Source organism: Ramlibacter sp. (assembly GCF_029866045.1).
In the GTDB taxonomy this organism is placed as follows: domain Bacteria; phylum Pseudomonadota; class Gammaproteobacteria; order Burkholderiales; family Burkholderiaceae_C; genus Ramlibacter.
Window position 1 is genome coordinate 1 of record NZ_JARXAB010000086.1, and the last position, 23,208, is coordinate 23,208.

27 protein-coding genes, 1 pseudogene and 1 riboswitch are annotated in these 23,208 nt (G+C 61.9%); of the genes and pseudogenes, 13 read left to right on the forward strand and 15 right to left on the reverse strand.

From position 1 onward, the window contains the following. Nucleotides 1-322: 322 nt before the first annotated feature. The 4 genes from QE494_RS09820 to QE494_RS09835 all read right to left on the reverse strand — a co-directional run bounded on the left by QE494_RS09820 (nt 323) and on the right by QE494_RS09835 (nt 4,052). Nucleotides 323-1,321, reverse strand: a complete 999-nt coding sequence (locus tag QE494_RS09820) for a tripartite tricarboxylate transporter substrate binding protein (protein WP_300042843.1) — start codon at nt 1,319-1,321, stop codon at nt 323-325. 143 nt (nt 1,322-1,464) lie between these two features. Continuing rightward, entirely contained in the window at nt 1,465-1,983 is a 519-nt protein-coding gene (locus QE494_RS09825) for a hypothetical protein (protein ID WP_300042844.1), read from the reverse strand. Between the two features lie 135 nt (nt 1,984-2,118). Then, nucleotides 2,119-3,072: a YafY family protein gene (locus QE494_RS09830; protein ID WP_300042845.1), complete on the reverse strand. Its 954-nt coding sequence runs from the start codon at nt 3,070-3,072 to the stop codon at nt 2,119-2,121. A gap of 383 nt (nt 3,073-3,455) precedes the next feature. Continuing rightward, nucleotides 3,456-4,052 (reverse strand): SprT-like domain-containing protein, encoded by a 597-nt coding sequence (locus QE494_RS09835; RefSeq protein ID WP_300042847.1) that lies wholly within the window; start codon nt 4,050-4,052, stop codon nt 3,456-3,458. Between the two features lie 330 nt (nt 4,053-4,382). On the opposite strand from QE494_RS09835, the gene QE494_RS09840 reads away from it, so the two are divergent. Together QE494_RS09840 and QE494_RS09845 are read left to right on the forward strand one after the other, a co-directional pair. Beyond that, nucleotides 4,383-4,706, forward strand: a complete 324-nt coding sequence (locus QE494_RS09840; RefSeq protein WP_300042848.1) for a DUF6516 family protein — start codon at nt 4,383-4,385, stop codon at nt 4,704-4,706. 5 nt (nt 4,707-4,711) lie between these two features. After that, a complete protein-coding gene (locus QE494_RS09845; protein ID WP_300042849.1) occupies nt 4,712-5,086 on the forward strand; it encodes a MarR family transcriptional regulator in 375 nt (124 codons plus the stop codon). Here QE494_RS09845 and QE494_RS09850 read toward each other — a convergent pair whose 3' ends face one another. The 6 genes from QE494_RS09850 to QE494_RS09875 all read right to left on the reverse strand — a co-directional run bounded on the left by QE494_RS09850 (nt 5,087) and on the right by QE494_RS09875 (nt 9,893). Continuing rightward, nucleotides 5,087-5,632: a hypothetical protein gene (locus tag QE494_RS09850; protein WP_300042850.1), complete on the reverse strand. Its 546-nt coding sequence runs from the start codon at nt 5,630-5,632 to the stop codon at nt 5,087-5,089. Between the two features lie 24 nt (nt 5,633-5,656). Continuing rightward, nucleotides 5,657-6,379, reverse strand: coding sequence for a hypothetical protein (locus QE494_RS09855; RefSeq protein WP_300042851.1), 723 nt, complete (start codon nt 6,377-6,379; stop codon nt 5,657-5,659). After that, nucleotides 6,376-6,702, reverse strand: a complete 327-nt coding sequence (locus QE494_RS09860) for a hypothetical protein (protein WP_300042853.1) — start codon at nt 6,700-6,702, stop codon at nt 6,376-6,378. Before QE494_RS09860 ends, QE494_RS09855 begins: the two co-directional genes overlap by 4 nt. 103 nt (nt 6,703-6,805) lie before the next feature. After that, nucleotides 6,806-7,147 (reverse strand): DUF3293 domain-containing protein, encoded by a 342-nt coding sequence (locus tag QE494_RS09865; protein ID WP_336619435.1) that lies wholly within the window; start codon nt 7,145-7,147, stop codon nt 6,806-6,808. 110 nt (nt 7,148-7,257) lie between these two features. After that, nucleotides 7,258-7,364: riboswitch (SAM-I-IV-variant riboswitch) on the reverse strand. 47 nt (nt 7,365-7,411) lie between these two features. Beyond that, complete coding sequence (locus QE494_RS09870) at nt 7,412-8,677, reverse strand: hypothetical protein (RefSeq protein ID WP_300042855.1); 1,266 nt, start codon at nt 8,675-8,677, stop codon at nt 7,412-7,414. 13 nt (nt 8,678-8,690) lie between these two features. Continuing rightward, nucleotides 8,691-9,893 carry a DUF2130 domain-containing protein gene (locus QE494_RS09875; RefSeq protein ID WP_300042857.1) on the reverse strand — a complete coding sequence of 401 codons (1,203 nt, stop codon included), beginning with the start codon at nt 9,891-9,893 and terminating at the stop codon, nt 8,691-8,693. A 261-nt stretch (nt 9,894-10,154) separates the two neighbouring features. Between QE494_RS09875 and QE494_RS09880 the strand changes: the two genes are divergently transcribed. From QE494_RS09880 to egtD, 8 genes and pseudogenes are all read left to right on the forward strand, one after another. Continuing rightward, entirely contained in the window at nt 10,155-10,571 is a 417-nt protein-coding gene (locus QE494_RS09880; protein ID WP_300042858.1) for a helix-turn-helix domain-containing protein, read from the forward strand. Further along, nucleotides 10,561-11,829, forward strand: a pseudogene (locus QE494_RS09885) (VIT domain-containing protein); the annotation flags it as partial. The gene QE494_RS09880 and the pseudogene QE494_RS09885, both read left to right, overlap by 11 nt. Before the next feature lie 1,047 nt (nt 11,830-12,876). Beyond that, nucleotides 12,877-13,707, forward strand: coding sequence for a metallophosphoesterase (locus QE494_RS09890; protein WP_300042859.1), 831 nt, complete (start codon nt 12,877-12,879; stop codon nt 13,705-13,707). A 99-nt stretch (nt 13,708-13,806) separates the two neighbouring features. Beyond that, nucleotides 13,807-15,507: a nuclease-related domain-containing DEAD/DEAH box helicase gene (locus tag QE494_RS09895; protein ID WP_300042861.1), complete on the forward strand. Its 1,701-nt coding sequence runs from the start codon at nt 13,807-13,809 to the stop codon at nt 15,505-15,507. 142 nt (nt 15,508-15,649) lie between these two features. Further along, nucleotides 15,650-15,958, forward strand: a complete 309-nt coding sequence (locus QE494_RS09900; RefSeq protein WP_300042862.1) for a helix-turn-helix domain-containing protein — start codon at nt 15,650-15,652, stop codon at nt 15,956-15,958. A 182-nt stretch (nt 15,959-16,140) separates the two neighbouring features. Next, a complete protein-coding gene (locus tag QE494_RS09905; RefSeq protein ID WP_300042864.1) occupies nt 16,141-16,500 on the forward strand; it encodes a phosphate-starvation-inducible protein PsiE in 360 nt (119 codons plus the stop codon). A 75-nt stretch (nt 16,501-16,575) separates the two neighbouring features. Beyond that, nucleotides 16,576-16,986, forward strand: coding sequence for a dihydroneopterin aldolase (locus QE494_RS09910; RefSeq protein ID WP_300042865.1), 411 nt, complete (start codon nt 16,576-16,578; stop codon nt 16,984-16,986). Between the two features lie 35 nt (nt 16,987-17,021). Further along, the gene (egtD, locus tag QE494_RS09915) at nt 17,022-17,990 is read left to right on the forward strand and encodes an L-histidine N(alpha)-methyltransferase (RefSeq protein WP_300042866.1); all 969 of its coding nucleotides are present in this window, start codon (nt 17,022-17,024) and stop codon (nt 17,988-17,990) included. A gap of 25 nt (nt 17,991-18,015) precedes the next feature. On the opposite strand, the gene senA is transcribed toward egtD, so the two are convergent. After that, nucleotides 18,016-19,320: a selenoneine synthase SenA gene (senA, locus tag QE494_RS09920; protein ID WP_300042869.1), complete on the reverse strand. Its 1,305-nt coding sequence runs from the start codon at nt 19,318-19,320 to the stop codon at nt 18,016-18,018. Between the two features lie 392 nt (nt 19,321-19,712). Beyond that, entirely contained in the window at nt 19,713-19,847 is a 135-nt protein-coding gene (locus QE494_RS09925) for a hypothetical protein (RefSeq protein ID WP_300042871.1), read from the reverse strand. Between the two features lie 511 nt (nt 19,848-20,358). Here QE494_RS09925 and QE494_RS09930 point away from each other — a divergent pair. The 3 genes from QE494_RS09930 to QE494_RS09940 are packed head-to-tail and all read left to right on the forward strand — an operon-like array spanning nt 20,359 to nt 21,196. Further along, nucleotides 20,359-20,634 (forward strand): HigA family addiction module antitoxin, encoded by a 276-nt coding sequence (locus QE494_RS09930; RefSeq protein ID WP_300042874.1) that lies wholly within the window; start codon nt 20,359-20,361, stop codon nt 20,632-20,634. 17 nt (nt 20,635-20,651) lie between these two features. Next, nucleotides 20,652-20,846 (forward strand): hypothetical protein, encoded by a 195-nt coding sequence (locus QE494_RS09935; RefSeq protein ID WP_300042875.1) that lies wholly within the window; start codon nt 20,652-20,654, stop codon nt 20,844-20,846. A gap of 23 nt (nt 20,847-20,869) precedes the next feature. Further along, the gene (locus QE494_RS09940) at nt 20,870-21,196 is read left to right on the forward strand and encodes a hypothetical protein (RefSeq protein WP_300042876.1); all 327 of its coding nucleotides are present in this window, start codon (nt 20,870-20,872) and stop codon (nt 21,194-21,196) included. Nucleotides 21,197-21,234: 38 nt separating this feature from the next. On the opposite strand, the gene QE494_RS09945 is transcribed toward QE494_RS09940, so the two are convergent. From QE494_RS09945 to QE494_RS09955, 3 genes are read right to left on the reverse strand one after another with little or no spacing between them, the layout of a single operon-like run. Next, the gene (locus QE494_RS09945; RefSeq protein WP_300042878.1) at nt 21,235-22,581 is read right to left on the reverse strand and encodes a type II toxin-antitoxin system HipA family toxin; all 1,347 of its coding nucleotides are present in this window, start codon (nt 22,579-22,581) and stop codon (nt 21,235-21,237) included. A gap of 3 nt (nt 22,582-22,584) precedes the next feature. Next, nucleotides 22,585-22,848: a helix-turn-helix domain-containing protein gene (locus QE494_RS09950; protein ID WP_300042880.1), complete on the reverse strand. Its 264-nt coding sequence runs from the start codon at nt 22,846-22,848 to the stop codon at nt 22,585-22,587. A 54-nt stretch (nt 22,849-22,902) separates the two neighbouring features. Beyond that, complete coding sequence (locus QE494_RS09955) at nt 22,903-23,112, reverse strand: hypothetical protein (protein ID WP_300042882.1); 210 nt, start codon at nt 23,110-23,112, stop codon at nt 22,903-22,905. Nucleotides 23,113-23,208 lie beyond the last annotated feature (96 nt).

A 23,208-nucleotide genomic window follows, 5' to 3' on the forward strand; every position in this document is an offset into this window, starting at 1 on the left:
ATGGGTATTGAGCAGCCGATGCGGTGTGTTTTCCACACGGAAGCATTGCGGCAGGTCTGTCCCCGCCGGCGAATCGAGGAAATACGTCGTGCGCAGTTGCCCGGTGGGCACATCGCGCCATTCGCCTCGGCGCGCTGCCTCGCTGGTCACCAAATGGCCCATCTCTCAACTCCTACCCATCAGAAGGTCACGAACCCGAATTGGGTGGGCCGTCCGCTTGCCATCGGGATGGCCTGGCGAAATTGTTTGGGCCTGCAGAACACGGCCAGTCATGCCCGCGCTGGCGATGTTCCCCATACCGCTCCTAGAGCGACTCCTCAAGCTACTCTTCAAGCTTGATATTGGCCGCCTTGATCACCCGGCTATACATGGTCAGGTCAGACCGCATCAACTCCGCGAACTTCTCACCGCTCACGCTGAACGGCTGCTGGCCTTGCGCCAGCAACTTTTCTTTGACGTCGGGCTGCGCAACGATGCGAGCGAGATGGGCAGCCAGCAGGTCGACGATCGGCTTGGGTGTACCGGCGGGCGCCAAGATACCCTGCCACGATTCCACATTGAAGTTGGGCACCCCGGACTGGGCAAAGCTGGGGATCGGTGCCAGCCCTGGCAGCGGGTCCTTCGCGGTGGTCGCCAGGGCCTTGAGCTTGCCGCTGGCAATGTGGGGCAGCACGTTGGCTGGCACTGAGAAGAAGATTTGCAGGCGCCCGCCCATCAAATCGGTGAGCGCCTGAACCGCGCCCTTGTAGGGTACGTGGTGCAGCTGCGCGCCGGTGGTCTGGCTGAACAACTCGGCAGCGAGGTGGTTGGAGTTCCCCACGCTGGAGGTGCCGTAATTCAGCTGGCCCGGTCGCGCCTTGGCCAAGGCAACCAGCTGCTGCACGTTATCAACACCCAGCGCAGGGTTGACGACGAGGATGAAGTCGCTCTTGATGACGGTGGATACCGGCGCGAAATCCTTGAGGCTGTCGTAGGGCTGCTTCATCCCGAGCGCCACGTTGATCACGTGCGTACTGGCGGTCAGCAAAAGTGTGTGGCCGTCGGGCGCGGCCTTCGCCACAGCCGCAGTGCCAATGATGGTGTTGCCGCCCGGACGATTTTCAATCACGACGGGCTGACCCACCGACTCCGCCAGCTTCTGCCCGACCACACGGGCCAGTGCGTCGACGCTTCCGCCGGGTGGGTAGGGAACAATGAGTTGAATCGGCCGGCTGGGGTAAGCCCCCTGCGCCTGGGCAAAAGACCCAGCCCCCGCCAACAGCAGGAAGATGCCCGCCAGAAACAAGCGGCGAGCCCCACGAAAATTTGAGGTGAAGGACATAGGTCAGGGGGTCAGAGTTTGTGAAAATGTTAGCGCTAAACCTATGACGCTGGTTTAGGGTAAGTACGAGTCGCTCGACCTCGCTGGCCCCAGTTGGCGAACCCTGCCCGGGCTTTGCGGACCGATGCACCCCAAGGTTCGGGCTAGCGGCCAGGCACCGTCACCCGGTCATCAAAGCAATCAATCAGATCAACCGGCGCTTGCGGCACTCGGCTGCGCAAATAGCGCCGGACCACAGGGCCGGGCCGATGCGGGTGTGTCGACCCACTCCACACGCCACCTGCAGCAATTGCGTAGCCGGCTTCAGAGACCTGCAACAGCACCACCGCACTTTGCAGCTCGGTGAACCGAACCTGCGCTAGCAACCAGTCGCCCTGCCGTCGCAGATCGACCAACTGCGCAGACAGGGAGTGCGGCGGACTTTCACGGCGTATCGCCTCGAGCGCAGTTTCAAAGCCTGGGTCTGCAGGGGCCATTGCTTGAACCCGGCTGCAACTGCGAGTGAGTGTCGAATACCCATCAGCTACCAGCCCGGGGACGTCAACTGGCACACCATCCACGCGAAGCAGCCAACTGCCATCGGAGGGCTCAAGCTCGAGGTGGCTGAGGGGCACCAACACCAGCAGTGCGATCAAGAGAACCAAACTCGCCCGGGACTTCATGCGCTGGACGATAGCGCAAGCCCTATCTCCCACGTTCGGCAGGGGCGGGGGGCAGCTCCAGGGAGAGGGATAGTGATCGAACTGACAGCGGTTGCAGGGAGAGCGGTCGCAGGGCCAACGAGCAGGCCGCCAAGATCAGCCGTCTCGCTTATAGACGTGCAGTGCAGCCTCGGTCGCCGAAATAACTGCTGCGCGCAAGGCAGGATTGCCAATCACTTCCACCTGCGCCCCATAGCGCAAGATGTCCATCACCAACTCGGTCGGCTTGTCATAGGGCAGCATCAATTCGAGGCGACCGTCCTCGAGGCGCCGCACCCGCTGCATCGGATGCCAAAGCTCATGGCCCACCCACTGGGCTGCCTCTGGAGAGAACATGAGTACCGCCCAATGATGGGGCTCACCTGCGAACGCACCGTAGCCGCCATCCAGCAGGCGCTCTAGTTCAGCGAGCGGAACATCCAGAGCGGCCTCTTCAAGCTGGGCCACTGCTCCAACAGCGTCGAGTGCAAACCGGCGCAGCCCCTTTGCCCGATGACACCACGCGTCGAGGTACCAGGTGCGGTGGTACACAAGGCGCTGGGGCGACACATCCCGCAGGGTCTCGGCTTGGCGCGATCGTGTGAAGTAGCCTAGGCGCACGCGCCTCCGCTGCATGAGCGCAGTCGTCACTGTATTCAGGGCCAGGGCCGGCACTGCACGCCGGCCAGGCGTAGAAAACAAGATCCTGCCGGCCCACTCGCGGCTTTCCTCACCATTCGCCAGCATCGACTCCACGCGGCGAATGAAAGCCCCCATGTCGGGTGCTAAACCACCCGAAGGATCGACCTCGCCGAGCAGGCGCTGGGCCAAAAGAAGCGACCGCAGGTCCGACTCGCTGACCCAGAGGCCAGGCAGCTCCTGGGGGGCGTGTTTGCGCGAGCCACCCACTTGATAACTGCGCTCGAAGGGGTCGTACTCAATCGGCGTGCCCAATTGTTCGCGCAAGTACTTCAAGTCGCGCTTGAGCGTCGCGCGTGAGATATCCAGACGCTCGAGCAGCTGGTCAAAGCGCAGCTTCCTGCGGCCACGCAGCAAGTTGGCCAGCTTCAAAAGCCTTTCCGTCCGTCCCATGTCGATGCGTGTTTTGCGTGAAGCGTTTTGGACTCACCCGGTGCGGGTAGGCGCGCTGATCGATGCAGATTTCGTGTCTGACATCGGCTAGCCCTCTCTCAGTCACAGGCCCGATACTGAGACCCCAGCCGCTCATTTATTGAGCCCAAAACCCTGTCAATTTGCCCATGCCTCCCCGTCGGAACTCGGGCGGCAAAGGCTCTTTTCATGAGCCAATTCGACCTTGGTAGGCGAACTGAAAAGTGAATCGCACGCGAACCCACTACACACCTCGGGCTCAGAAAATGAGCCTACCCTTCAGGGGAGGAGGTTTTCGAGCGCGCCGCCTTTGCCGTCAACGCCGGGAGCTGCGCGACGGATCGTCATTCCTCCCAGTCCCCCAGCGGCGTCATCTCCACCCGGTGCTGCGGACACAGCGGAGGGCCGAAAGCCAGGAACCTCTTGAGCATGGGCACCTGGTAGCTGCACTCCGGACACTTCGCCCGGGGTCGTGGTGAGCGGCTCACCTTGCGACTGGCCGCCTGGAGCTTTCCGTGGGGATAGGGACCCAACTGGCCCGCCAGGGCCTGAAGCTTTTCCTTGAGGGCCGGCCCGGCGCCGGCCGAGCGCATAGGCCCCTGCAGCCCCAGCTTGAGCGCAATCTTCTTGAACTCTTTGCCGTGCTTGTGCTGGCAGTCGTCTACCGCATGCACCAGTTCGTGCACCAGGGTGTCCAACACCTCGATCGGGTCCGCCAGCGTAGGCGAGATGAAGATTTGGTTCACCGTGTCGGCCCCACTGGAGCGGGACCAACACTGACCAATATGCCCACTGCGCAGGCCCGTACTGGCAAAGCCGCAAGACACCCGGCACGGGGGCACGCGGTAGCCCAGGCCAGAAAAGAGCGGAGTGACTTTTTCCACCGCCGCCAGCAACCACTGCTCACGGGTCGGCCAGGCTGGCACATCAACTGTTGTCATGATCGCCTTCTTATTGAAAACGATCACTATCGGAAGGGGAGGGCTCATGACGCGAGCCGCCTCAAGGTCCGAAAAGGCAAGCGGATCAGAACCACCGGCGCCGACTGCGCTGATGACCCTAGTAGCGCAGGAAAGGCACCGCGATCACCAAGCCCGCTGAACTGGCAGTCATTTATTTCTCAAACTCCGATATTGAATCGATTCGCTGCCCAAGTTTCATCAATTTCGGAAAATCAGAAATTATTCGAAACTGAGCCTCAATCGGCACTGGGATACATCTCTCAGACGATCAGGTGTGCTACGATAAATCACACCTGAGGCGCCGCTGAAATGCCAAAACCGCCCAAAGAGTCCTTGCTGGAGCAAGAACGCTACGAGCTCAAGCAGAGATCTGGAGGCGGAGTCCTGCGGTATGAGGTATGGGGATATCGAGAGAAAAACAGGACCATCGTGACACGCTACAACATTGCGTACATCAATCACGATCTGTGCCGCAAGGACAATGGGCGAGTACTGGGCTATGACAACGCACATGGCTATCACCATCGCCACTATATGGGGACGGTTGAGCCCTGTGAATTTGTGAGTTACGAAACTACGGTCGAACGCTTCCAGCGAGAGTGGCAAGAAGTCGTGACCCAGATGAAGAGGTGAATGCCATGTCCAAAGTTGTTGTTCGGACTGATGATGTCACTGGGTTTTTCGCGCGAGCCAAAGCTGCCGCTCAGCGCGCAGATGAAGGGCTTGCCTTCACTGGCCAGGTGACCCTCTCTTTTGAAGATCCGCAGCGCATGTTTGCCGTCCTTTCCGAAACACGCCGACAGCTGATGTTGGAGGTGATGCGGGAGCCCAAGACGATCAGCCAACTCACAACCCGGCTCCACCGGAATCGCTCGGCCATCACCAAGGATGTAGGCATGCTGGAAGGGCTAGGGCTACTCGTTTCAAATCGCGAGACCAATCCCGGGCACGGAATTCAGAAGGTCGTACGCGCTGTCGCGCCCAAGATCGAGCTTGTTGCGACGCTGGGCTGACTAAAGCCAACTATCCAACACCGGCCCCACGTACTCCTTGCCCAGGTTGTGCCCCGCCCCAGGCACAACCGTCACCTCGATCCCCGTGGCTTTGCCCAGGGCAGTCACGCCATCCGGGTGACTTTGCCAATCCTCTGAGCCCACATGGATCTGGCAACGCTGCGGCGCTGGAAACACGCCTGCAGCAGCCAGGTCACGCAGCTTCTCCGCATACGGCGGAATGAATCCCAAGCCATTGGCACCGTTGTTGAATTCCCCCACGATCGGCGAGAGCAGCAGCACCTTGCCAGGGAACGGTGGCAGTTCAGCCTGGGCATGTAAGAACAGATAGCCGCCATACGAAACCGCCACGACCCGGGCGTCCTCATGCCAGAAGTGGTCCCGCAAGTCGGCTGCGACAACCGCCACCTGCTGGCTAAAGGGCAGTTGCCGGAAGTCACCCAGGGTCTCGCGGCCAACGATGTGAAGACCTCGCTCGGCCAGGCCCGCACCCAGGCCGTTGGACAGCCGGCCGCCACGACCGGGGAGGTAATAGATCGTTCTCATGGACATCTCCTCACGCCGTGCCGCTCAGGCAGAACCCTCTGGTCGGAACCGGAATGGAAGCTTCAGCGCCTCGGCCGTCGCATTGGCATCCGCAATAGTCGCCTTCAACTCGGCCGCGTAGTAAGTACTCCCTGGGTGATCACCTTCGATGATCACGACACCCAGCGCATTTCGCTCATCCCAGTCCATCCGCTCAAAGAACGCCTTGGCTTGGCCCTGCGCGCCATAGCCGACCGGAAACCACGCGATTTGGGCAGCGTCGGCCGGTTGCTGCAGCCAGTCCTCAATCGCAGCCCGGAAACGCGCGACGCCCGCGTCTCCCTCAGACTTCACCCAGACGCGCCAGCCATCAAACGCGTCCTCCTCCAAGCTGGCCAAGAGCTTGCGCCCCTTCGGACCCAATTGCCGCGGTGGTATTTCTGCTAGGCGGTCCGCCTCGTCGGACGCCAGCGCCGTGAAGTGGGATTGAAGCGGCACACAGGCGTCCACCGTGCTGATCACGTCCCTATAGGTCTCCATGCCATCAGGCCAGATGTCCTCAAAGACATCGCCCCACCTCTGAGCCACGCCGGTATCCGGCTCTGTGATCGTTCCCCATTCGTTCACCTCGAAATACCAGGGCGTCTTGAGAGCTTCCTCCCAGATCTGGTCCACCTGCTCAGCTGTCGCATCCTCTGGCAGGAGGTAAGTGGCGCCCAAGGCGATGAGCGAGACGAGAAAGCCACGGCGGCTGAGCTTCGAGGTCATGACTGACCCTCCCCGTCAGCACGCGCGCCCACCGCGACCACAGCAGTAACTGCGTCACGGCCCCCCTGCGAGGCGAGGTACTCGCCCAAGAACGTATGCAGCCGCGATAGCGCCTCGAGGCTGATCCCCGCTCGGTAGCGCGTATGCAATGCGTCGGGGTCTCGAGCGGAGTCCAGGCGCGAGCGCACGAGAAGATCGTGGCTCCCCGGCAGCGCAGGGATCGGGCGAATGGACAAGTACTCCTCGTACACCCCGGTCTGGGCGAGAAGGCAGGCCCCAGGGAGGGCGACGGACGTGCCGGTCGGCGACGTTTGTGCAGACATCTATGACTCCTGTTTAGCCGCTTTGGCGTCGATGCCGGGGGCGGTAAGCTGGATCAAATCCCCCCAGTCTGTTTGCTTGCGCTGGCCAGACCCAGCCAATGATTCATCTCAGCAAAATGAGCTGAGGCACTGCATCCGCGGCGCTCCAGACGATGGCGTTTTGCTCAAATCGCCGACCAAGTGCTTTTGCGGCTTCCAAGCTGATTCCAAAAACCAGGAAGCTCTCCTCGCTGGCCCAGGCGTTGCTCGGGTGCTGGCCGATCCCCTCCAAGAAGGCGATGCCACGGAATGCCAGCTCCTGGACGAGCTCTGCCTGGCGAAGGGAATTGCCAGGTCCGTCGAGGACTTGGCTATAGGGGTTGCAGGCCGTGATGAATGCGCTGCATTCGGACTTGTGGCGCTCTTGAGCTACCAGCAAGTCAGGGCTGAACTCGCCGATCCGCAAGACGAAGGGCGATGGCCCCCTCACACAGTAGTGTGTTTCCCGGTAGGCCTGGACGGTCGCTGGGTCAATGACTGACTGAAACAAAAAAGCCCTCCTAGATAGAGGGCCGACGCTTCCCGCTTGCTTGCTCACCAAGGAGCCACATCCGCTTTCGCGAGTCCACCTTGCCCGGGTAGGCAGGTTGGCGTGGGCGTCGACCCAACTCAAAATGTGCCGAAACTTTAACACACCGGATAACACGGATCGAACCTTTGGCGGAGCATCTCATAGCGCCGCCTCCACCTCCCCACACTGGAGCCCACTGCCCATCGCGGCTTTGAAATTGAACGGGAGCTCTCCCACATAGACAGCCGAGCTCTTGGCTTCCAATGGAGCGTGCAGCTTGAACGAGATGTAGCGCTTGGGCGCGGGCTTGCCGCAATCTGCGGCGATCAGCGAATACACCACGGTGCTCAACTCCTTCGACGAGTCATTCACCAGAAGGATGCTCATGGCATTGCCTGTCACCCACCAGACGCTGGCGGCCTCCATCTTGGTGACTTCTGCCTTCGGCAACCCTCGTAGAGGCTCTAGGCTCGGCTTTTCTGCGATCGGCTCGATCGCCATGTAGCGCCGATAAAGCTTACCCTGGCGGATTCGCTCGGCCACCTGGGAGGCACTCTCACTCTGCACCGGACCAGAGGCGGATGGCGCCCCAATGGAATTCAATGCCTGGGTCAACCAGCGTTTCGCTCGTCGCAGCAGGCCTGGCGGCTTCTTCTTGCGCGACTTCGCACAATCGAACACTGTACTCACCTGTGCGCGGGCTTGCGCCAGGCAGTCGTCGTAATTCGACGCAAAGATATCGATGAATTCCTGCCGCGAAATATGCCTTTCACGCGCCAGCTGATTGAACAGAATTTCTTCTTCAACCCGATCGGTCCCGAGCACCTGCCAGCGCTGTTTCTCCATGTCGGTCAGGTAGCGGATCCGCCAGGACTCCGTTGTCAAAATCGCGTCCTCCAGCCAGAGGCTCACCCCCATCGACTGGATGTATTCCCGAGTCTTCTTGATCGACGATGCAACATCCCCTGCCACCCGCGAGTCATCCTGGACATCGCCAAAATAGGTCGATCGATGGACGCCCACCTTCCCGAAGGAATAGCGCTGAACGCCCCCGATCAGGATAGAGACACAGGCGCTGTTGCAATAAGCGTCTTCCGCCAGATAGGTATTGAGCCGCTTGCTCCGGATCAGGCGGCCGATCTCCATTCCTATCGAGCCACTGCCGCCGGGTGAATTCAGTTTCACCGCGTTCATGTGGATGGTTTGCCGCTCCGCCTCTATCTGGGCCAACGCCGCCTTGAACTCCGCAAGCGTCTTTGCCGTGATCGGCCCGTCGATCGAGAGATGAACCTCTGACGCAAACAGCTGAGACGCAAAGCCCAGGGCAAAAACTGCCACCAAGCACCGGATACAAAAGCCACCGACCACGCGTATGCGTGTCGATGAAACGTCGAACCATCTTTCCCTCAAATCCATGGCAGCCATCGCTGCGCCTCCCTCATTCCACGCCTGCGGGGTCGTCTCTTTTCAGCTCCGCGAACTTGGCCGCCATCGTTGGGTTGCGACGCGTGAGCTTTTTGATGGACACGTCCTGGGCCTTGTCATTGGCCAGGCGAAGATTGCGGTCGGCGCCCAGCAGGGCTTCCTTCGTCTTCTGCAGGTGTTCGATCGACTTGTCTATTTCATCGATCGCCGTCTGGAAGCGCCTAGAGGCGAGGTCGAAGTTCTTCGCGAACGCGCTCTTGAAGTCCTCCAACTCAGATTCGAAGTTGGTGATGTCGATGTGCTGTGACTTCACCAGGGCCAACTCAGACTTGTACTGAAGCGAATTCATCGCTGCGTTGCGCAGCAGCGTGATCATCGGCAGGAAGAACTGCGGGCGCACCACGTACATCTTCGGGTAGCGGTGGAACATGTCCACGATCCCCGTGTTGTAGAGGTCACTGTCTGGCTCCAGCATGGAGACGAGCACCGCGTATTCGCAGCCCTTCTCGGTGCGGTCCTTGTCGAGCTCTTTGAGGAAGTCCTCGTTCTTGGTCTTCGTGGCCGTGCTGTCGCTCTCGTTCTTCATCTCGAACATGATCGAGACGATCTCAGTTCCCGCCTCGTCGCGGTCACGAAAAATGTAGTCGCCCTTGCTGCCGGTGCGCGCGTCGTTGTCTTTCTCAAAATAAGCGCGGGGAAAAGCGGTAGCGCGAATCCGGTTGAACTCGGTCTCGCAGTGCTGCTCCAGCGTCTCGCCCACCATCTTGGTGGAAAGGCGCGCCTTCAGGTCGCGGAGGCGCTCGATGGCGTCGTCCCGGTCCTTTATTTGCGTGTCGTACTTGTCCTTGAGCGCCGTCTCCGCTAGCTGCTTTTCCAGCGCCTTCCGTTCGAGTTCACCTTGGAGCGCATCGCGCTCCCTCTCGATCGCGCGGACGGCCTCGGTGACTGCGAGCTTCCTCGCGACTTCAACCGCATCGAGCTTGGCCTTCAGCCCTTGAATTTCTGAATCCTTGGCCGCCGCCGATCCCTGCAACTCGTTGGTGAGTTGGGCCTTGGCCAGTTCGACGGCGGTGCGCTTTTCCGTTTCCGCCAACGCCAGCCGCTCGTGCAGTTGCTTGTCGAATTCGCTGTCGCGCACTTGTTTGAGGATGTCCGCGTAGCCGGCCTCGTCAATTTTGAATGCCTTGCTGCAATGGGGGCAGATGATTTCTTGCATGTCTTTCCGGTCTGTGGGGGCGGCCTGGAGTGGCTGGAGGGGAAATATGTTGGTCGTACTGCCAACGGTTTCCAGCGTGGTCATTGTCGAGTCTGGAAGGTGGCCCGCTCACCAGGTGAGCCTCCGCACGCGATCCAAGTTTGGCCTGTGTCCTTCCCCGCGCGGTTGTCACAGACCCAAGAAACCGAGCCAGAACCGAGGCACCTGCCTCCCTTCTTTTGAGACACTTGTTTGTGACAGTCAAAGTGATATATTTGAGCCGTGACCGCCAAAACCTTCTCCCTCGACGAGCTCTGCACCCTCACCTCGTGCCCCAAGCGCACGGTGCGCTACTACATCCAGATGGGCCTGCTACAGCGGCCCGTAGGCGAAACCCGCGGGGCTCATTACACGAGCTCCCACCTCGATAGCCTGCTTCGCATCAAGCAACTCACCGAGGCCGGCGTCTCGCTCGAGCGCGTGCGCGATGTGCTCGCAGGAGAGCCACCTGTCGTGCCGCCCCGTCCACGCCAGCCCGGTGCGGTCGACGTAAGAAGCCACATCTGGGTGGCACCCGGTATCGAGCTGCAGGTGGCGCCCGAGCAAGGGCAGGCGAGCCCGGAGCAGGTCCGGGCCTTGGCCAAAGCCGTCATCGCGGCCTGGCATCAGATCAAGAAAGACACCTCCGATGAAGCATGAGCCCGCATCCCTCGTCACCGCGTCCGGTAAGCCCGTCGTCCTTCAGTCCGTCCGCGCCGAAGGCCGGCTGGAGGGCATGCTCTTGTCCATGTCCCTGCGGCAAACCTTCCGCAACGACACCCGCGCCAACATCGAGGTGACCTACACCTTCCCCCTCGCATGGGGCGCCGTGCTCCTGGGCTTGGCCGCCACCTTGGGCGGCAAGCGCATGGCCGGCCAGGTCGTGGCCCGGCAGGAGGCACGCAAGCAATACGAAGACGCGGTGGAGAAAGGCGACGCACCCATCATGGTCGAACAGGCGCAGGGCGGCGTCTTCAGCGCCTCGCTGGGCAGCCTGCGACCAGGCGAAGAGGCCGTTATCGAGTTGAGCTACGCCCAACTCCTTTCCTTCGAGCAGGGCCGCGTCCGTCTGGTCGTCCCCACCACCATCGCTCCGCGCTATGGCAACGCAGTCACTGAAGGCGGGCTGGCGCCAGACCAGACCGCCGCGCCCGACCTGCTCGCCGAGTACCCCTTCGACCTGTCGCTCACGCTCACCGGCGCTTGGGCGAAGGCCCATGTGAACAGCCCGACGCACTCCGTACGCCAGCAGCCGCAGACAGACGGCGATCAAGACTTACTCACCATCGACCTCCAGCGTCACGCCTGGCTAGACCGAGACTTCGTGCTGCTGCTCGAGGGCCTCGCGGGGCAGTCCTTCGCCATCGCCGGGCCAGACGCCTTCAGCGGCGAAGGGCACACCGCGGTGATCCTCAGCGACTGCCCTCGCTTCCCGACGCCCCTTCTGGAAGCGCCCGCCACACCCGTGTGCCTCAAGATCCTGGTGGACTGCTCGGGCTCCATGGCCGGCCAAAGCATGGAGCTGGCGCGTGAGGCGCTTGGGGAGTTGACCCACAACCTTTGCGCGACCGACCTCGTCGCATTCAGCCGCTTTGGCAGCAGTGTCCAGCGCACCCTGCGCGGACGCTATTGCGAAGCGAAACACATCGTGGCGCTCCGCGACGCTATCCGGGATACCCAAGCCGACTTAGGCGGCACCGAGATGGAAGCCGCACTCGAGGACACCTTTGCCCTGCCCCTGCCCCGCCAGGCCAAGGAGAACGGCGCGGACGTCCTGATCGTGACCGACGGTGATGTCTGGGGCGCCCAGCGCGTCATCGATGCCGCGTATCAAAGCGGCGACCGCGTATTTGCACTGGGAGTAGGAAGCGCGCCAGCCGAGAGCCTGCTGCGCGAAATGGCCGAGGCCACTGGCGGCGCTTGCGAATTTGTCACGCCCGGCGAAGACATGGCCGCCGCGATTCGCAGGCTGCTCGGGCGCATTCGCAATTCGCGGAGCGTGCAAATCAAGCTGCATATCGAGGAAGACCCGCTCTGGGTCAGCGCTCCGCCACTGCGTATTGCGGCGGAGGAAACCGTCCACACCTTCATCCGCAGCCCACGGTCCTTGCGCCAGGCCCCCGCACTGCAGCTAGACGGCGTGCCGCCCCAGGCGACAACGCTCACCCTCCGCAGCGACGACCTGGTTGCGCGCCTCGTCGCCGCCCGGCAGCGCGGGGAGACCAAAGACAAAGCCGAGGCCATGGCCCTGGCTGAGCGCTACCAACTGGTGACCGAAGACACCAACCTGCTGCTTGTCTTTGAGCGAGCGGAGGAAGACAAGACCAACGGCATGCCATCCCTGCACCAGGTACGCCCAATGATGGCGGCCGGCTCGCATGGCACCAGCCGAGTGGGCTCGGGTCGGAGCACCCTCATACGGTCTGCCACCCTGCCCCACCTGCAATTGGCCGCCTTCGATCCAAGCGGCGAAGCCGTCCTCAGCTCGCGGAGCCTCAGCGACAGTCACGTCCCCTCGGTGTGGAGAGGCCGCAGCGCCGCAGCCTCCAAAGTCGACTCCCTGGCCGCTGGCGGCATGGACAACATAGAGATTCCGGCCTACTTACGCCGCCAATCGGCGAGCTACCAGCAGACCGGCAGCGGCGATCGGCGGGAGCAGATCATCACCACTTTCAATGCGTCCATTGCACGGGGCCTGAACCTGCGCCAGGCGCTGCGCAACGTGATGGCGCTCGACCTGGAGTTCGATCTGATCGCCGCGATCCAGGACGCCGTTCAAAGAGTGGGCAGCATGACCACCGCTTGGGCCTGCTACCTGCTTTGGCTCAGCGACGAGTCAAACGTCTCAGTCCGCCTGTCCGGGGAGGCCCGTCAGGCGATTGAGCAGCGCCTCGTTACCATGCACGCCGCAGAAATCCGCAGCGTGCAAGACCCTTTCCGAGTCGAACAACTGCGCCCGGCTTGAATGCTACCCGCAGCCGCATATCCTCGTCGGCGCTGGGCCACCCTGGCAGCTTGCCTCACGCTCGCCTTGGGGCTGTGTGGCTATGTTTTTTTGCTTGGTCCGCATCACATCGAGGTGACGCACCACCGACTGCGGGCGCAATCAGCTGACAAGGGGCTGCGCCTCGTACAACTGACTGACTTGCACCTCGACCGATTTGGGCCCGACGAGAAGCGGTGGGTGGCAATGGTCCAGGCACTCTCGCCAGATGTCATCGTGATTTCTGGTGACTCCATCGAGCACTCCAGGCAATTGCCTGCGCTCAACGCTTTGCTCCAAGCGCTTGCCCCCACGCCCACCTACGTGACCCCCGGCAACTGGGAGCATTGGTCCGGCGTGGACTTTCAGGCGCTCAAGCGCCATGTCGAGGCGCGTCAGGGCGCACATTTCCTGATGAACGAGCGCGTGACATTGACGCAAGAGGGACGTGCCTGGCAGTTCGTGGGCCTCGACGACTTCACTGCGGGCGCGCCTGACCTGGCCCTGCTGAAGCCAGCCGAATCTGGCGTGCCACAAATCCTCGTGCAGCACTCGCCGGGATTCTTTGACCAGCCGGCGGTGCGGGACCGCATGAGAAGCCAGCGCTATGCGTTATGCCTATCCGGACATACCCACGGCGGGCAAGTCGCGCTTGGGTCATGGGCGCCCTGGCGTCCCGCTGGTAGCGGGCGCTACACGGCCGGGTTCTATGACGTACCCGGATGCCGCTTGTATGTGTCCAGAGGCTTGGGCACATCGATACTGCCAATACGACTTGGCGCTCGCCCGGAAATCGCCGTGTTTGAGCTGTGATTGGCTTGAAGCCCCCAATCGAAGACTGGGTGAACGCGGCCAAATCATTCCCCCCCTCTGGCAAACTGCTTGGGATCAATTTTTCAACCCTCACAGCCCATGGCCCGCCTCATCCCCTCCGACTTCGACACCGTCGCCGGCCCGGACGGCATGCACGCCGGCGAAGCGCGGACTCTGGCGCGTTTGCGCGATGGCTTGAGTGACCGCTACACCGTCTACCACGGCGTGCACTGGGCGCGCGCACAGCGCGGCGGGTCGGCCTATGGCGAGATCGACTTCATCGTTGCCAACCCCTATGGCCATCTGCTGGCCATTGAGCAAAAAGACGGCCAAATCATCGCAACCCCGGACGATCTATGGGCGCGCTACAACGGAGACCGATCGGCCAGCGCAGCGACGAAGCAGGGGCAAGACAAGAGCATCACCACCCAGGTCAATCGCAACCTCAATGGCTTGCGAGGCCAGTTCTCCAAGCGGTACCCAGGCCGCGCGCTGCAAATTGACCACTTGCTTTACCTGCCCACCGCGCGGCTGGCAGGCGCACCGCCCTCCTCTGTCGACCCGACGCGTGTGGTCGACGCTGACGGCGATGCCCGACTCATTGAAACTATCGAGTCCTTGCTCGAAGGCCATGCAGGCCAATGGTCAGACGACCGGCTGGAAGACTTGCCGCGTATCGAGGAGTTTCTTTCGCAGCGCGTCGGTGCGGCGCCTCATATCGGTTTGCTGGGTCGCTCGGCGCGTGAAGTCACCACGCGCTTGTCGGGCGGCTTGTCAACTTGGGTGTCGCGCCTAGCCATGCAGCCCTGGCGGCTGCGGGTGCGGGGCACCGCCGGCTCGGGCAAAACGCAACTCGCACTGCAGGCACTGCAACAGGCGCATGCGGCGGGCAAGCGCGCGCTCTACGTTTGCTTCAACCGCCCCTTGGCAGACGCCATGAAGCCACTGGCGCCGCAGGCGCAAGACGTCGTCACTTTTCATGAACTGGCGCGTCTGGTCCATCAGACCGTGGGCGAGCCCGACATTGACTTCAAGGACCGCGACGTCTTCGCAAAACTGGCCGATCGCTTCATCGAGCTAAGCCCGAGACTGGCCGATACCTTTGACACCCTCATCATCGACGAAGGCCAGGACTTCGAGCCCGCCTGGGTGCACAGCCTGCTTTCCATGGCGCGCAGCGACGCCCACCTGCTCTTGCTGGAAGACCCCGAGCAGGCGCTCTACGACCGTGCGCCTGTCGACCTGCCAGGATGGGTGAGCCTCAGCAGTCCGGTCAACTACCGCTCGCCCCAGCTGCTGGTCGAGTTCATCAACTGGCTTGGTCTCACAGACGAGCCCGTCGAGGCAGGCAGCGCGGTCCTGGGCTTTGACCCGAAGTGGCATGTCTACGCAGAGGGCGAATCGCCGTTGCAGGCAACGGAAGCGGCCTTGACCGCGTTGCTGGCCGAGGGATATTCGGCCGAGAGCATTGCGGTGCTGAGTTTCCACGGGCAACAAAAGAGTGCGCTGGCCAGTGCCAACGGGCCCGCTCGCCTGGCAGGCCAGCAGGTGCGCCGCCACGCCGGGTTTGACAGCGAAGGCCATGCGCAGTGGTCCGACGGGCCCTTGCTGGTCGACACCGTCAACCGCTTCAAGGGCCAGGCCGCTGACGCGGTGGTGATCACCGAGGTGGATTTTGAGGCGCTGAGCGACCGCGACCGGCGCCGCCTGTTCGTCGGCTTGACGCGGGCGCGCTTGCAAGCGGTGCTGGTGACTACGGAGAGGGCGGGGGCGGTGTTGAGAGGGAGGTTGGGAGGGTAGAAGAGCTTGTAGGCGCCCCGCAGGCCCAGCTGCAGAGGGTCGCGCGGCCGACCGACTGGCAGTTTCAACAGGGAGCTTGCTTCGGGTTATCCGCGAAGAACTACACACAGCACTTTGAAGAACTGCTCAAGGAGCTGAAAGAATGAACGCCAAAACCACGAGTTACGCGAGCGTCTGGGACGCTCTCGAAGACACCCCCCAAGCGGTCGCCAGCATGAAGGCGCGATCTGCTTTGATGATGGCGCTCACCCAGGTGATCGAAGACCGGGGTATCACCCAGGCTGAAGCCGCTGCCCTGTTTGGCGTTACACAGCCCCGCATCTCCGACCTGGTACGCGGTAAGGTCAACCTCTTTTCACTGGACACCTTGGTTGATATGGCGGCCACGGCAGGCATGTCGCCTACTGTGAAGTTGAGCAAGCCCGCAAAAAGCTCCGTCACGGCGAAGTGATGCACTTGGTGCCCAACGGCATTGCGCTGCACCTGGTCAATTCCCAGAGTGCTAGGCGCCGGCTCTTCACGTTGCCCCATATAAATCCCACCGTTTGCCAAGGGTAGGGCGCAGCACCGGGCCACATAAGTCAAATTGACTCTATGCTACGGAGGTAGCCATACCCCCTACAGGAGAGTCCAGTGACTATCAAAAAAATGATAGATGTCACCGAAAAATGCTTTTTGGTCATCATCGCCCTCTTTACCGTCGGCGCCATGGCGCAAGAGGTTGTGATGCTGATCGATCAGCGCAGCGTTGCACTGAAGGACCTTCTGCTGATGTTCATTTACGCAGAGGTCTTGGGCATGCTGGGCGCGTTTTATAGCAGCCACCGAATCCCGATCACGATTCCGTTGATCATTGCCATGACGGCATTGAGCCGGCTGATCATCCTTCAAGGCAAGGACGGCGACCCCTCCATACTTTTGTATGAAAGCGGCGCCATTTTGATGATTGCAGCGGCGTGCTGGGTGATTAGCCAGATCAGAGACCGCGACTGAATCACCGGCACAAGATTTCAACTCAAGGTCTGCCTCGAGCGATTCAGCGTCAAGCTGATAAGCAATATCACTGTGATGAAAACAGGTAGCGCCGCCGTCATTGAGTTGCGAGATTTGCATCTCAAGACAGACATCGGCACCTATGGCCCCCACGACACCCGCCCAGACGTGCATCTCTTGGATTTGACGCTCGGCGTTGACGTGAATCAGGTGCTGATCGCTCGCGATGGCATGGCGCATGTGTTCGACTATGACCCGCTGATCGTGGAAATTGACCGTCTCGCTGCGGACGGTCACTATGAAACGCAAGAGTGGCTGATGACCCGAATTGCAAGTGCATGCGCTGCATACCCAGCCGTCAGATGGATGGAAATCAGCCTGAAAAAAGCACCTGTGCGACTGGGCAGCGGATCGCTGGGCGTTCGTCTCACGCTCGATGAGGCCGCCACGGGTGCGCTCAGACCCAGTCTGACCCAGCTGGCTTGAGCGCGGGCCCACTACCGCTGTCTTCATATGCCGTCATGACCGCATCTCAGTTCACACAGATCTACCAGCACAACGCGGCGGCCGTGGCGCAGGAACTCCTGCAGGGCCTCTGCGCCCCGCAGGCCTTCACCTCCCCCAAGTACCTGTACGACGCACTGGGCTCGCGCCTGTTCGAGGCCATCACCGAAGTGCCCGAGTACGACCTCACCCGCACCGAGGCGCAGGTCATGCACTTGCATGGCAGGGACATGGCCCGGTGCGTGCCCGCGGGTGCCTGCTGGATCGACCTCGGCGCGGGCAACTGCGAGAAAGCCGGGCGTCTGCTCGGGCCCATGCAGGCCGCGCGCTATGTGGCGGTGGACATCTCGGTGGACTACCTGCGCGGCGCCCTAGACAGCCTGCAGCGCCAGCACCCCCAGGTGCCCATGGCAGGCGTCGGGACCGACTTCTCAAGCGGTCTGGACTTGCCCCCTGAACTGGACTTCAGCCCGACCCAGCCCCGGGTTCTGTTCTACCCGGGCTCGAGCATCGGCAACTTCACCCCCGACCACGCGGTGAGCTTCCTGGGCAGTTTGCACAGCGCCTGCGGCACGGCCCCGGTCAGCGGCCTCCTCATCGGGGTGGACTTGCTCAAAGACGTGGCCGAACTCGAGGCCGCCTACGACGACGCGCTGGGCGTGACCGCCGCCTTTGACCTGAACTTGCTGCTGCATATCAACCGTCTGGTGGGCAGCGATTTTGCGGTGCGCGACTGGCGACATCTTTCCCGCTTCAACGCGCAGGCCTCGCGCGTGGAGATGCACTTGCAAGCGCGCCACGATGTGCGCGTGTGCTGGCCCGGCGGCGAGCGCCTGTTCGCCCAAGGCAACACCATTCACACTGAAAACGCCTGCAAATGGACCGTGCCTAGCTTCGACGCCCTGCTGCGGTCGGCGGGCTTTGCCTCCACCCGGTGCTGGACGGATCCGGCGTCGCGTTTTGCGGTGTTCTGGGCCTGGGCTTGATAGGCTTTCAGGGCTTTCAGGTCCGTCACACGGACACCGACCGAAAGCCCGCAAAGATGTCGCGCCGCCCAGGCAAGTAGAAGTTGCGCATGCGTACGTCCGCCACCCACGCGGAGGTCGCCGCACTGGCTCCGCGCAGCACCCGGTGGTCGAACCACCAAGGGGCGGAGTAGTCGCGGTAGGGGTGCGCCTCGAAGCCCGGATAGGGCGCAAAGGCACTGGCGGTCCACTCCCACACCTGGCCCCAGGCAAAGTCGGGCGTGTGCGCGGCGCACTCCCACTCGGCCTCAAGCGGCAGGCGGCGGCCTGCCCATTGGCACCAGGCCTGCGCGTCGTGCGCATTCACATGCACCACCGGCTCATGCAGGTCCATGGGCAGCCAGGCGCCCCAGCTTTGCACCTGCCAGTGGCCGTTCACGCAGCGCAGGTGCGGCGGCAGCCCGTGGCCCGTGGCCTGCACAAAGGGCAGGTAACGCGCCCAGGTGACGGGTGACGCATCGATGTCGAAAGCGGCCACGGCCACAGGGTGCGCGCCCAGTTCGTTGTCAAAGGCAAAGCCATGACCGGGGTGGCCCAGCGCCCAGACTTGCGCGGGCACGTGAATCTGCATATGGGCCTGTGCGTCGTCCTTCTCGTCGTCCTTCTTGTCGTCCTGCGCGTTCGCGCTCGCGTGGGGTAAACCATCTGCGCCCACCCTCTCGCGCCCAAACTGCGCCAGCGGCAGGGCCAGGCCGAGGGCCTGCGCCATGGACACCCAGGCCTCGTTGTGCATGGCCTCGTGCTGCAGCACCAACCACCAAAAATACAAGGCCTCGTCCGTGGCCTCGTCAATGGAGTCCTGTGTCGCCTGCAAATTAGCCAGACTGCGCTGAGACACATCGGCCAGATACTGGCGGGTGGCCGCCAGATCTGGCAATGCCAAGGCCCAACGGCTGTCATGCGCGACCTCGCTGGAGTTGTACAGCGCGTCGGCACCGGGCAGCAGCGAGGGGCCGAACGCCTCACCGCTGCTTGGGCTGCGCGTGCCCAGATGACGTTGCCGATTGCGCACCGTCCACCACTCCTGGAACCAGGCGACGTGCCCCCACTCCCACAGAGGCGGGTTTATCTCGGGCAGAAGCGGCACCGACAAATCGGGCGCTGCTTGCTGCCAAGCCTCCATGAGCGCCAGGGTTCGGGCGCGGGTGGCCTGCAAGGCCTGTACCAAGGCGTTGACACCGGCTGTGCGCGCAGGACTGTGCACGGGCCCACGCAAGTGACCCCAACACGCCGGGCCAAGGGACTGCGGCGCACCTGCGGGAAGGCGATCAATGGAGGATGAGTGGGTCATGCAAGAGAGTGTGGGGCAGCGGCAACTCCGTCCGGCTGCAGGCATTTTCAGGCTTTGGGCTGGGCATTTGGCGGACCTGCTCTGCGAACTGCGCTTCACTCGGGTGACCCGCCGCCAAGGCCGCCATGGTAACGACGCCCTCTTCTACATTCCAAATAGAATTTTTCGGCAGCTCACTCGAAAACCTGCATCGGCTCCCCGCCAAAGCGAAGTGATGCACTTGGCGGCCAACGGCCTTGCGCTGTATGAGCGCCATGACCGATCGACACCTCACCATCAACCGGCAAGCCAATGGGAAAGCGGGCTAGCGCTCCCGTGAATGCTCGCGCACCCACTGCGCAAAGTCCTCCTCGCGCAGTGGGTGCGCGAAAACAACCTGCGGGAGAGTCGAATCACCTGGCTAATTGCCTGAGCACCCGGCGCCGGCTCTTCATGATCTTGCGCGCGGCATCCAACTGCACCGCGAACTCCTTGGGCAGGATCACGCCGAGAGATTTGCCAAGCTGGGTGAGTTTGAGAGTGGACATGGAGCGTCATTTCAAAATTTGGGAACGTGCAGTCCAGCCCTTCGGTAGGGCTCGAAGCAGCAGAAAAAACGTGTCCGCTTCTTCGCCCCAAGAGTACCCGCCAGAAAGCGCCAACGACGGAAGGGTTCGCAAGCTGCGCTGGCACAGTTGACAGGTCAGCATCACACCATCAAGTTTTCTCTGCACACACTCGCGAGCATGTGCAAAAGCAAACTTCCCATACACATTGCGACAGGAGTGGGCGCCCGGCACTCAGGGGGCATCACCGCCCATGCCCAGGTGCCCGCCGCCGTGATGCAGGGCCCTGTGCGGCAAACAACGCAGAACATTCAAGTTCGCAAAAGCGGCATCCTTTCTCTGCGTGGCACTGGGCGCGGTGTTTGGCCTTTAGATGGCCGCAACAAGGTGGCAAAACTGCGCGACGAATGGCAGGCCTGAAGAGAAGGCTCTCCCGCAAACATCCGTACATCTCCATGCGCGACGTGCCTCATCCGAAACCACTGAGGTGACTATGAGTTCGATGTTCAATCCCCCCCACCCCGGCCTCACCTTGAGAGACGACATCCTGCCTGCCTTGGACCTGCAGGTGGGTGAGGCGGCTGCTCAGTTGGGCGTTGACCGCACCACCTTGTCCAAAGTGCTCAATGGGCGGTCGGCGATCAGCCCTGCGATGGCGCTGCGCATCGAGCGTTGGTTAGGCCGCGATCACGGCGGCGCCGCTGAAGTGTGGCTGGCTCAGCAGGCCGCACATGACCTGACCAGAAATTTCGAATCAGCGTGCAGGTGATTGATAGGAGCTATCAGATGCCCAGCAAAACTAAATTCAAGAGCGATGCGTTTGAGGCCATTTACGCCGCGGCAGAGGGCTTGCGCCGCGCAGGCACGATCGACAAAACCACGATGCGAAGCTTTGACGCGTCGTGCCTGCAGCTGCCTGAGGAGATCGCACCGAACAACGATGGCGTCGCTTCTGCAGAAACGACCGGGAGCGAGTCATAAAAGACCGACACCTCACCATCACCTTGCAACCCGATTGGAAGGCCGGCCTGCGTCATGCGGCGAAGGCCGCCCAGGCGGGCGCCTACCAGGGCGAGATACTGAATTTTGAAACGTCCAGCCAGTTCTTCGGGCAATTGCCCGAAAAGAGGTGGGACCTTGTCCGCGCTGCCCAAGGGCGTGGAGAGTTACCTGTGCGCGAGCTGGCCCGGCTGGTGAACCGGGATGTCAAACGAGTTCATGAAGACATCGGCATCCTCACCGAACTCGGGCTACTTGAACGGACTGAAAGTGGCGGTGTCTGCTGCCCCTATACGTCGATGCATATCGACATGTACCTGAAGGCGGCTTGATATGGGGCTACGGTGCCCTGCCCTAGCTGGCCTGCTCTCTAAGTAGCCGGCTGCTCCCGAAGTCGCTTCACTTGCTGCCTCATCCCGCCGAAGATTGCCTCGGCCACGTCCGCGGGAAAGCCGGGCGGCAGCTGGGCAGACACTGCGCCAATGGCGCCCTCTACCCGGGCGAGAAGCTCGCTGATGATGTCCTCGGCATTCTCGCCCCAGCCGCATTTCGCGGCAGTCGCGTTAAAGTGGCGCCGCAATATGGTGGATATGGCGTAGTGGCGATTCCCGCCTGAGATCGCCATGGCTAGCTTGGCGTTTTTCCAGGCCAGTTGGTTCTTGCGGTTACCGATGATCGGCCAGGCCGAGAGCACGTCATACAAGGGTGTGAGCCTGTAGGCGCCACCGGCCTCGATTCGGATACTGAAGTTCTTCGCGTGGCCGTCGGTCGCCGCAAGAAGCCAAAACGCGATCTGGCTGGCCAGCAAGGTATGCAAGTCCGCACGCGTCTGATCGGACCTCTGGAGCACCTGAGCGAGTTGCAACACACCTGGCCCTCCCTCTGCTTCGTACTTGCCTGCCGGATTCACCCCAAGGGCCTGGCAAAAATCCTCCTGCGGTAGGCGAAGAATCCAAGAGCCTGAGCTATGCCATCGGCGATCGAAGCGCTCGACCACCAGCACCGGAGGGTGATCGGCAAACGTCACGATGTCCGCTTGGGCGACATCGAAACCCAGTGCCGCCATCAACTTCAAACACAACCACTCATTGAAGACAGATGTCCGCATATCTGCCTGCATATTGCCCACCAGGCCCAGAGGCAGCTTCAGGATGTGGGTAGTGGGTGTTGCGCCCGTGGGGCGCATCCATCGTTTTTTGTGCCTCAACAGGGCGGTTTTTTCCTGAGCGCCCGCTATCGAGATGCGAAAGTCTGAGTCGTCGCCCTGCTTGCCTGGCAGGGGCGTACTGACCGTCGCACGCATCAGAGCGGCAACGCCTTCTTCGTCCAGTCGGTGGCCCTCGATCCGGTCAAAGCCTGCGGGCTCTTCGTCAGGGCCAAGCAACTGAATGGCGCCCACACAGTCTCGCCCCAGGGCGCTGAGCAAATCGAAGGGGTCCTCCGAGCCGGCCGTGTAGCGCTGCGCAAGCCTGCGGCGAATCGCCCCACTGTCCGGGAGCAAATTCTCGAAAAAATGCCGAACCATCTCCCCTCGCAGCGGCTCGTTGCCCACCATGGGAAGCGGCAACGAAAGGGAAAGCGGTCGTGCCGCAGTGGAGTCCAACCAGGCGGCGTCGTACTGCAACTCCATGGGACGACGCGATGCTGCCGTCCACGTTGCAACGCGCTCACCGTTGGCCCAGATGGAGAGTGGATGGGAATGCGCCCGGCGGCCCATGGCTTACCACTCGGTCCGCGCAATTCGCGGGGCTGTCTTGCCCTCGGGCGCCTGCAGACTGAGCTGCAACCCGAGTTGGCCACAAAGGGCAAGCAGCTGGTCTACGCTCAGCGTCCCCGGCGTGCGCTCCAAGTCAGACATACGCGTTTGACTCAACCCCAAGCGTGCAGCCAGCTGCGCCTGGGTGAGCTTGCGGCTCTTGCGGGCACCGTGCAGCAAGGTGCCCAGTTGCGCTGCGGTCACGATGGGTTGCGTGCGTGTCGTCATGTTTAACTCTTATTCAGTTAAATTCACTTTATCTGAATAAGGGATAAAAGTCAATTACCGGAAATTAAGATAAACCAGGCCGACGCGACCGCCCACTATGCGCGCCAGGACAGGTGCGGTGTAGTAACGGGCATCCACCAACTCCGCCGCTGAATCAAGGACATGCTCTTGAAAAAGCACCACCACGTCGAGCCACTTGAACTTGGTTCCTCGAAGCAAACCGTAGTACAGGTTGTACCCGTCGATATAGACAACGGTTCGCATCAGCACCCCAGAAATGGCAAAGCCGCCCAGAGGCGGCCTGCCGCCCCAAGAGCATCTGGCCTAGCCAGACGGTCGAGGGGTGAGTCGTGGGCGCAC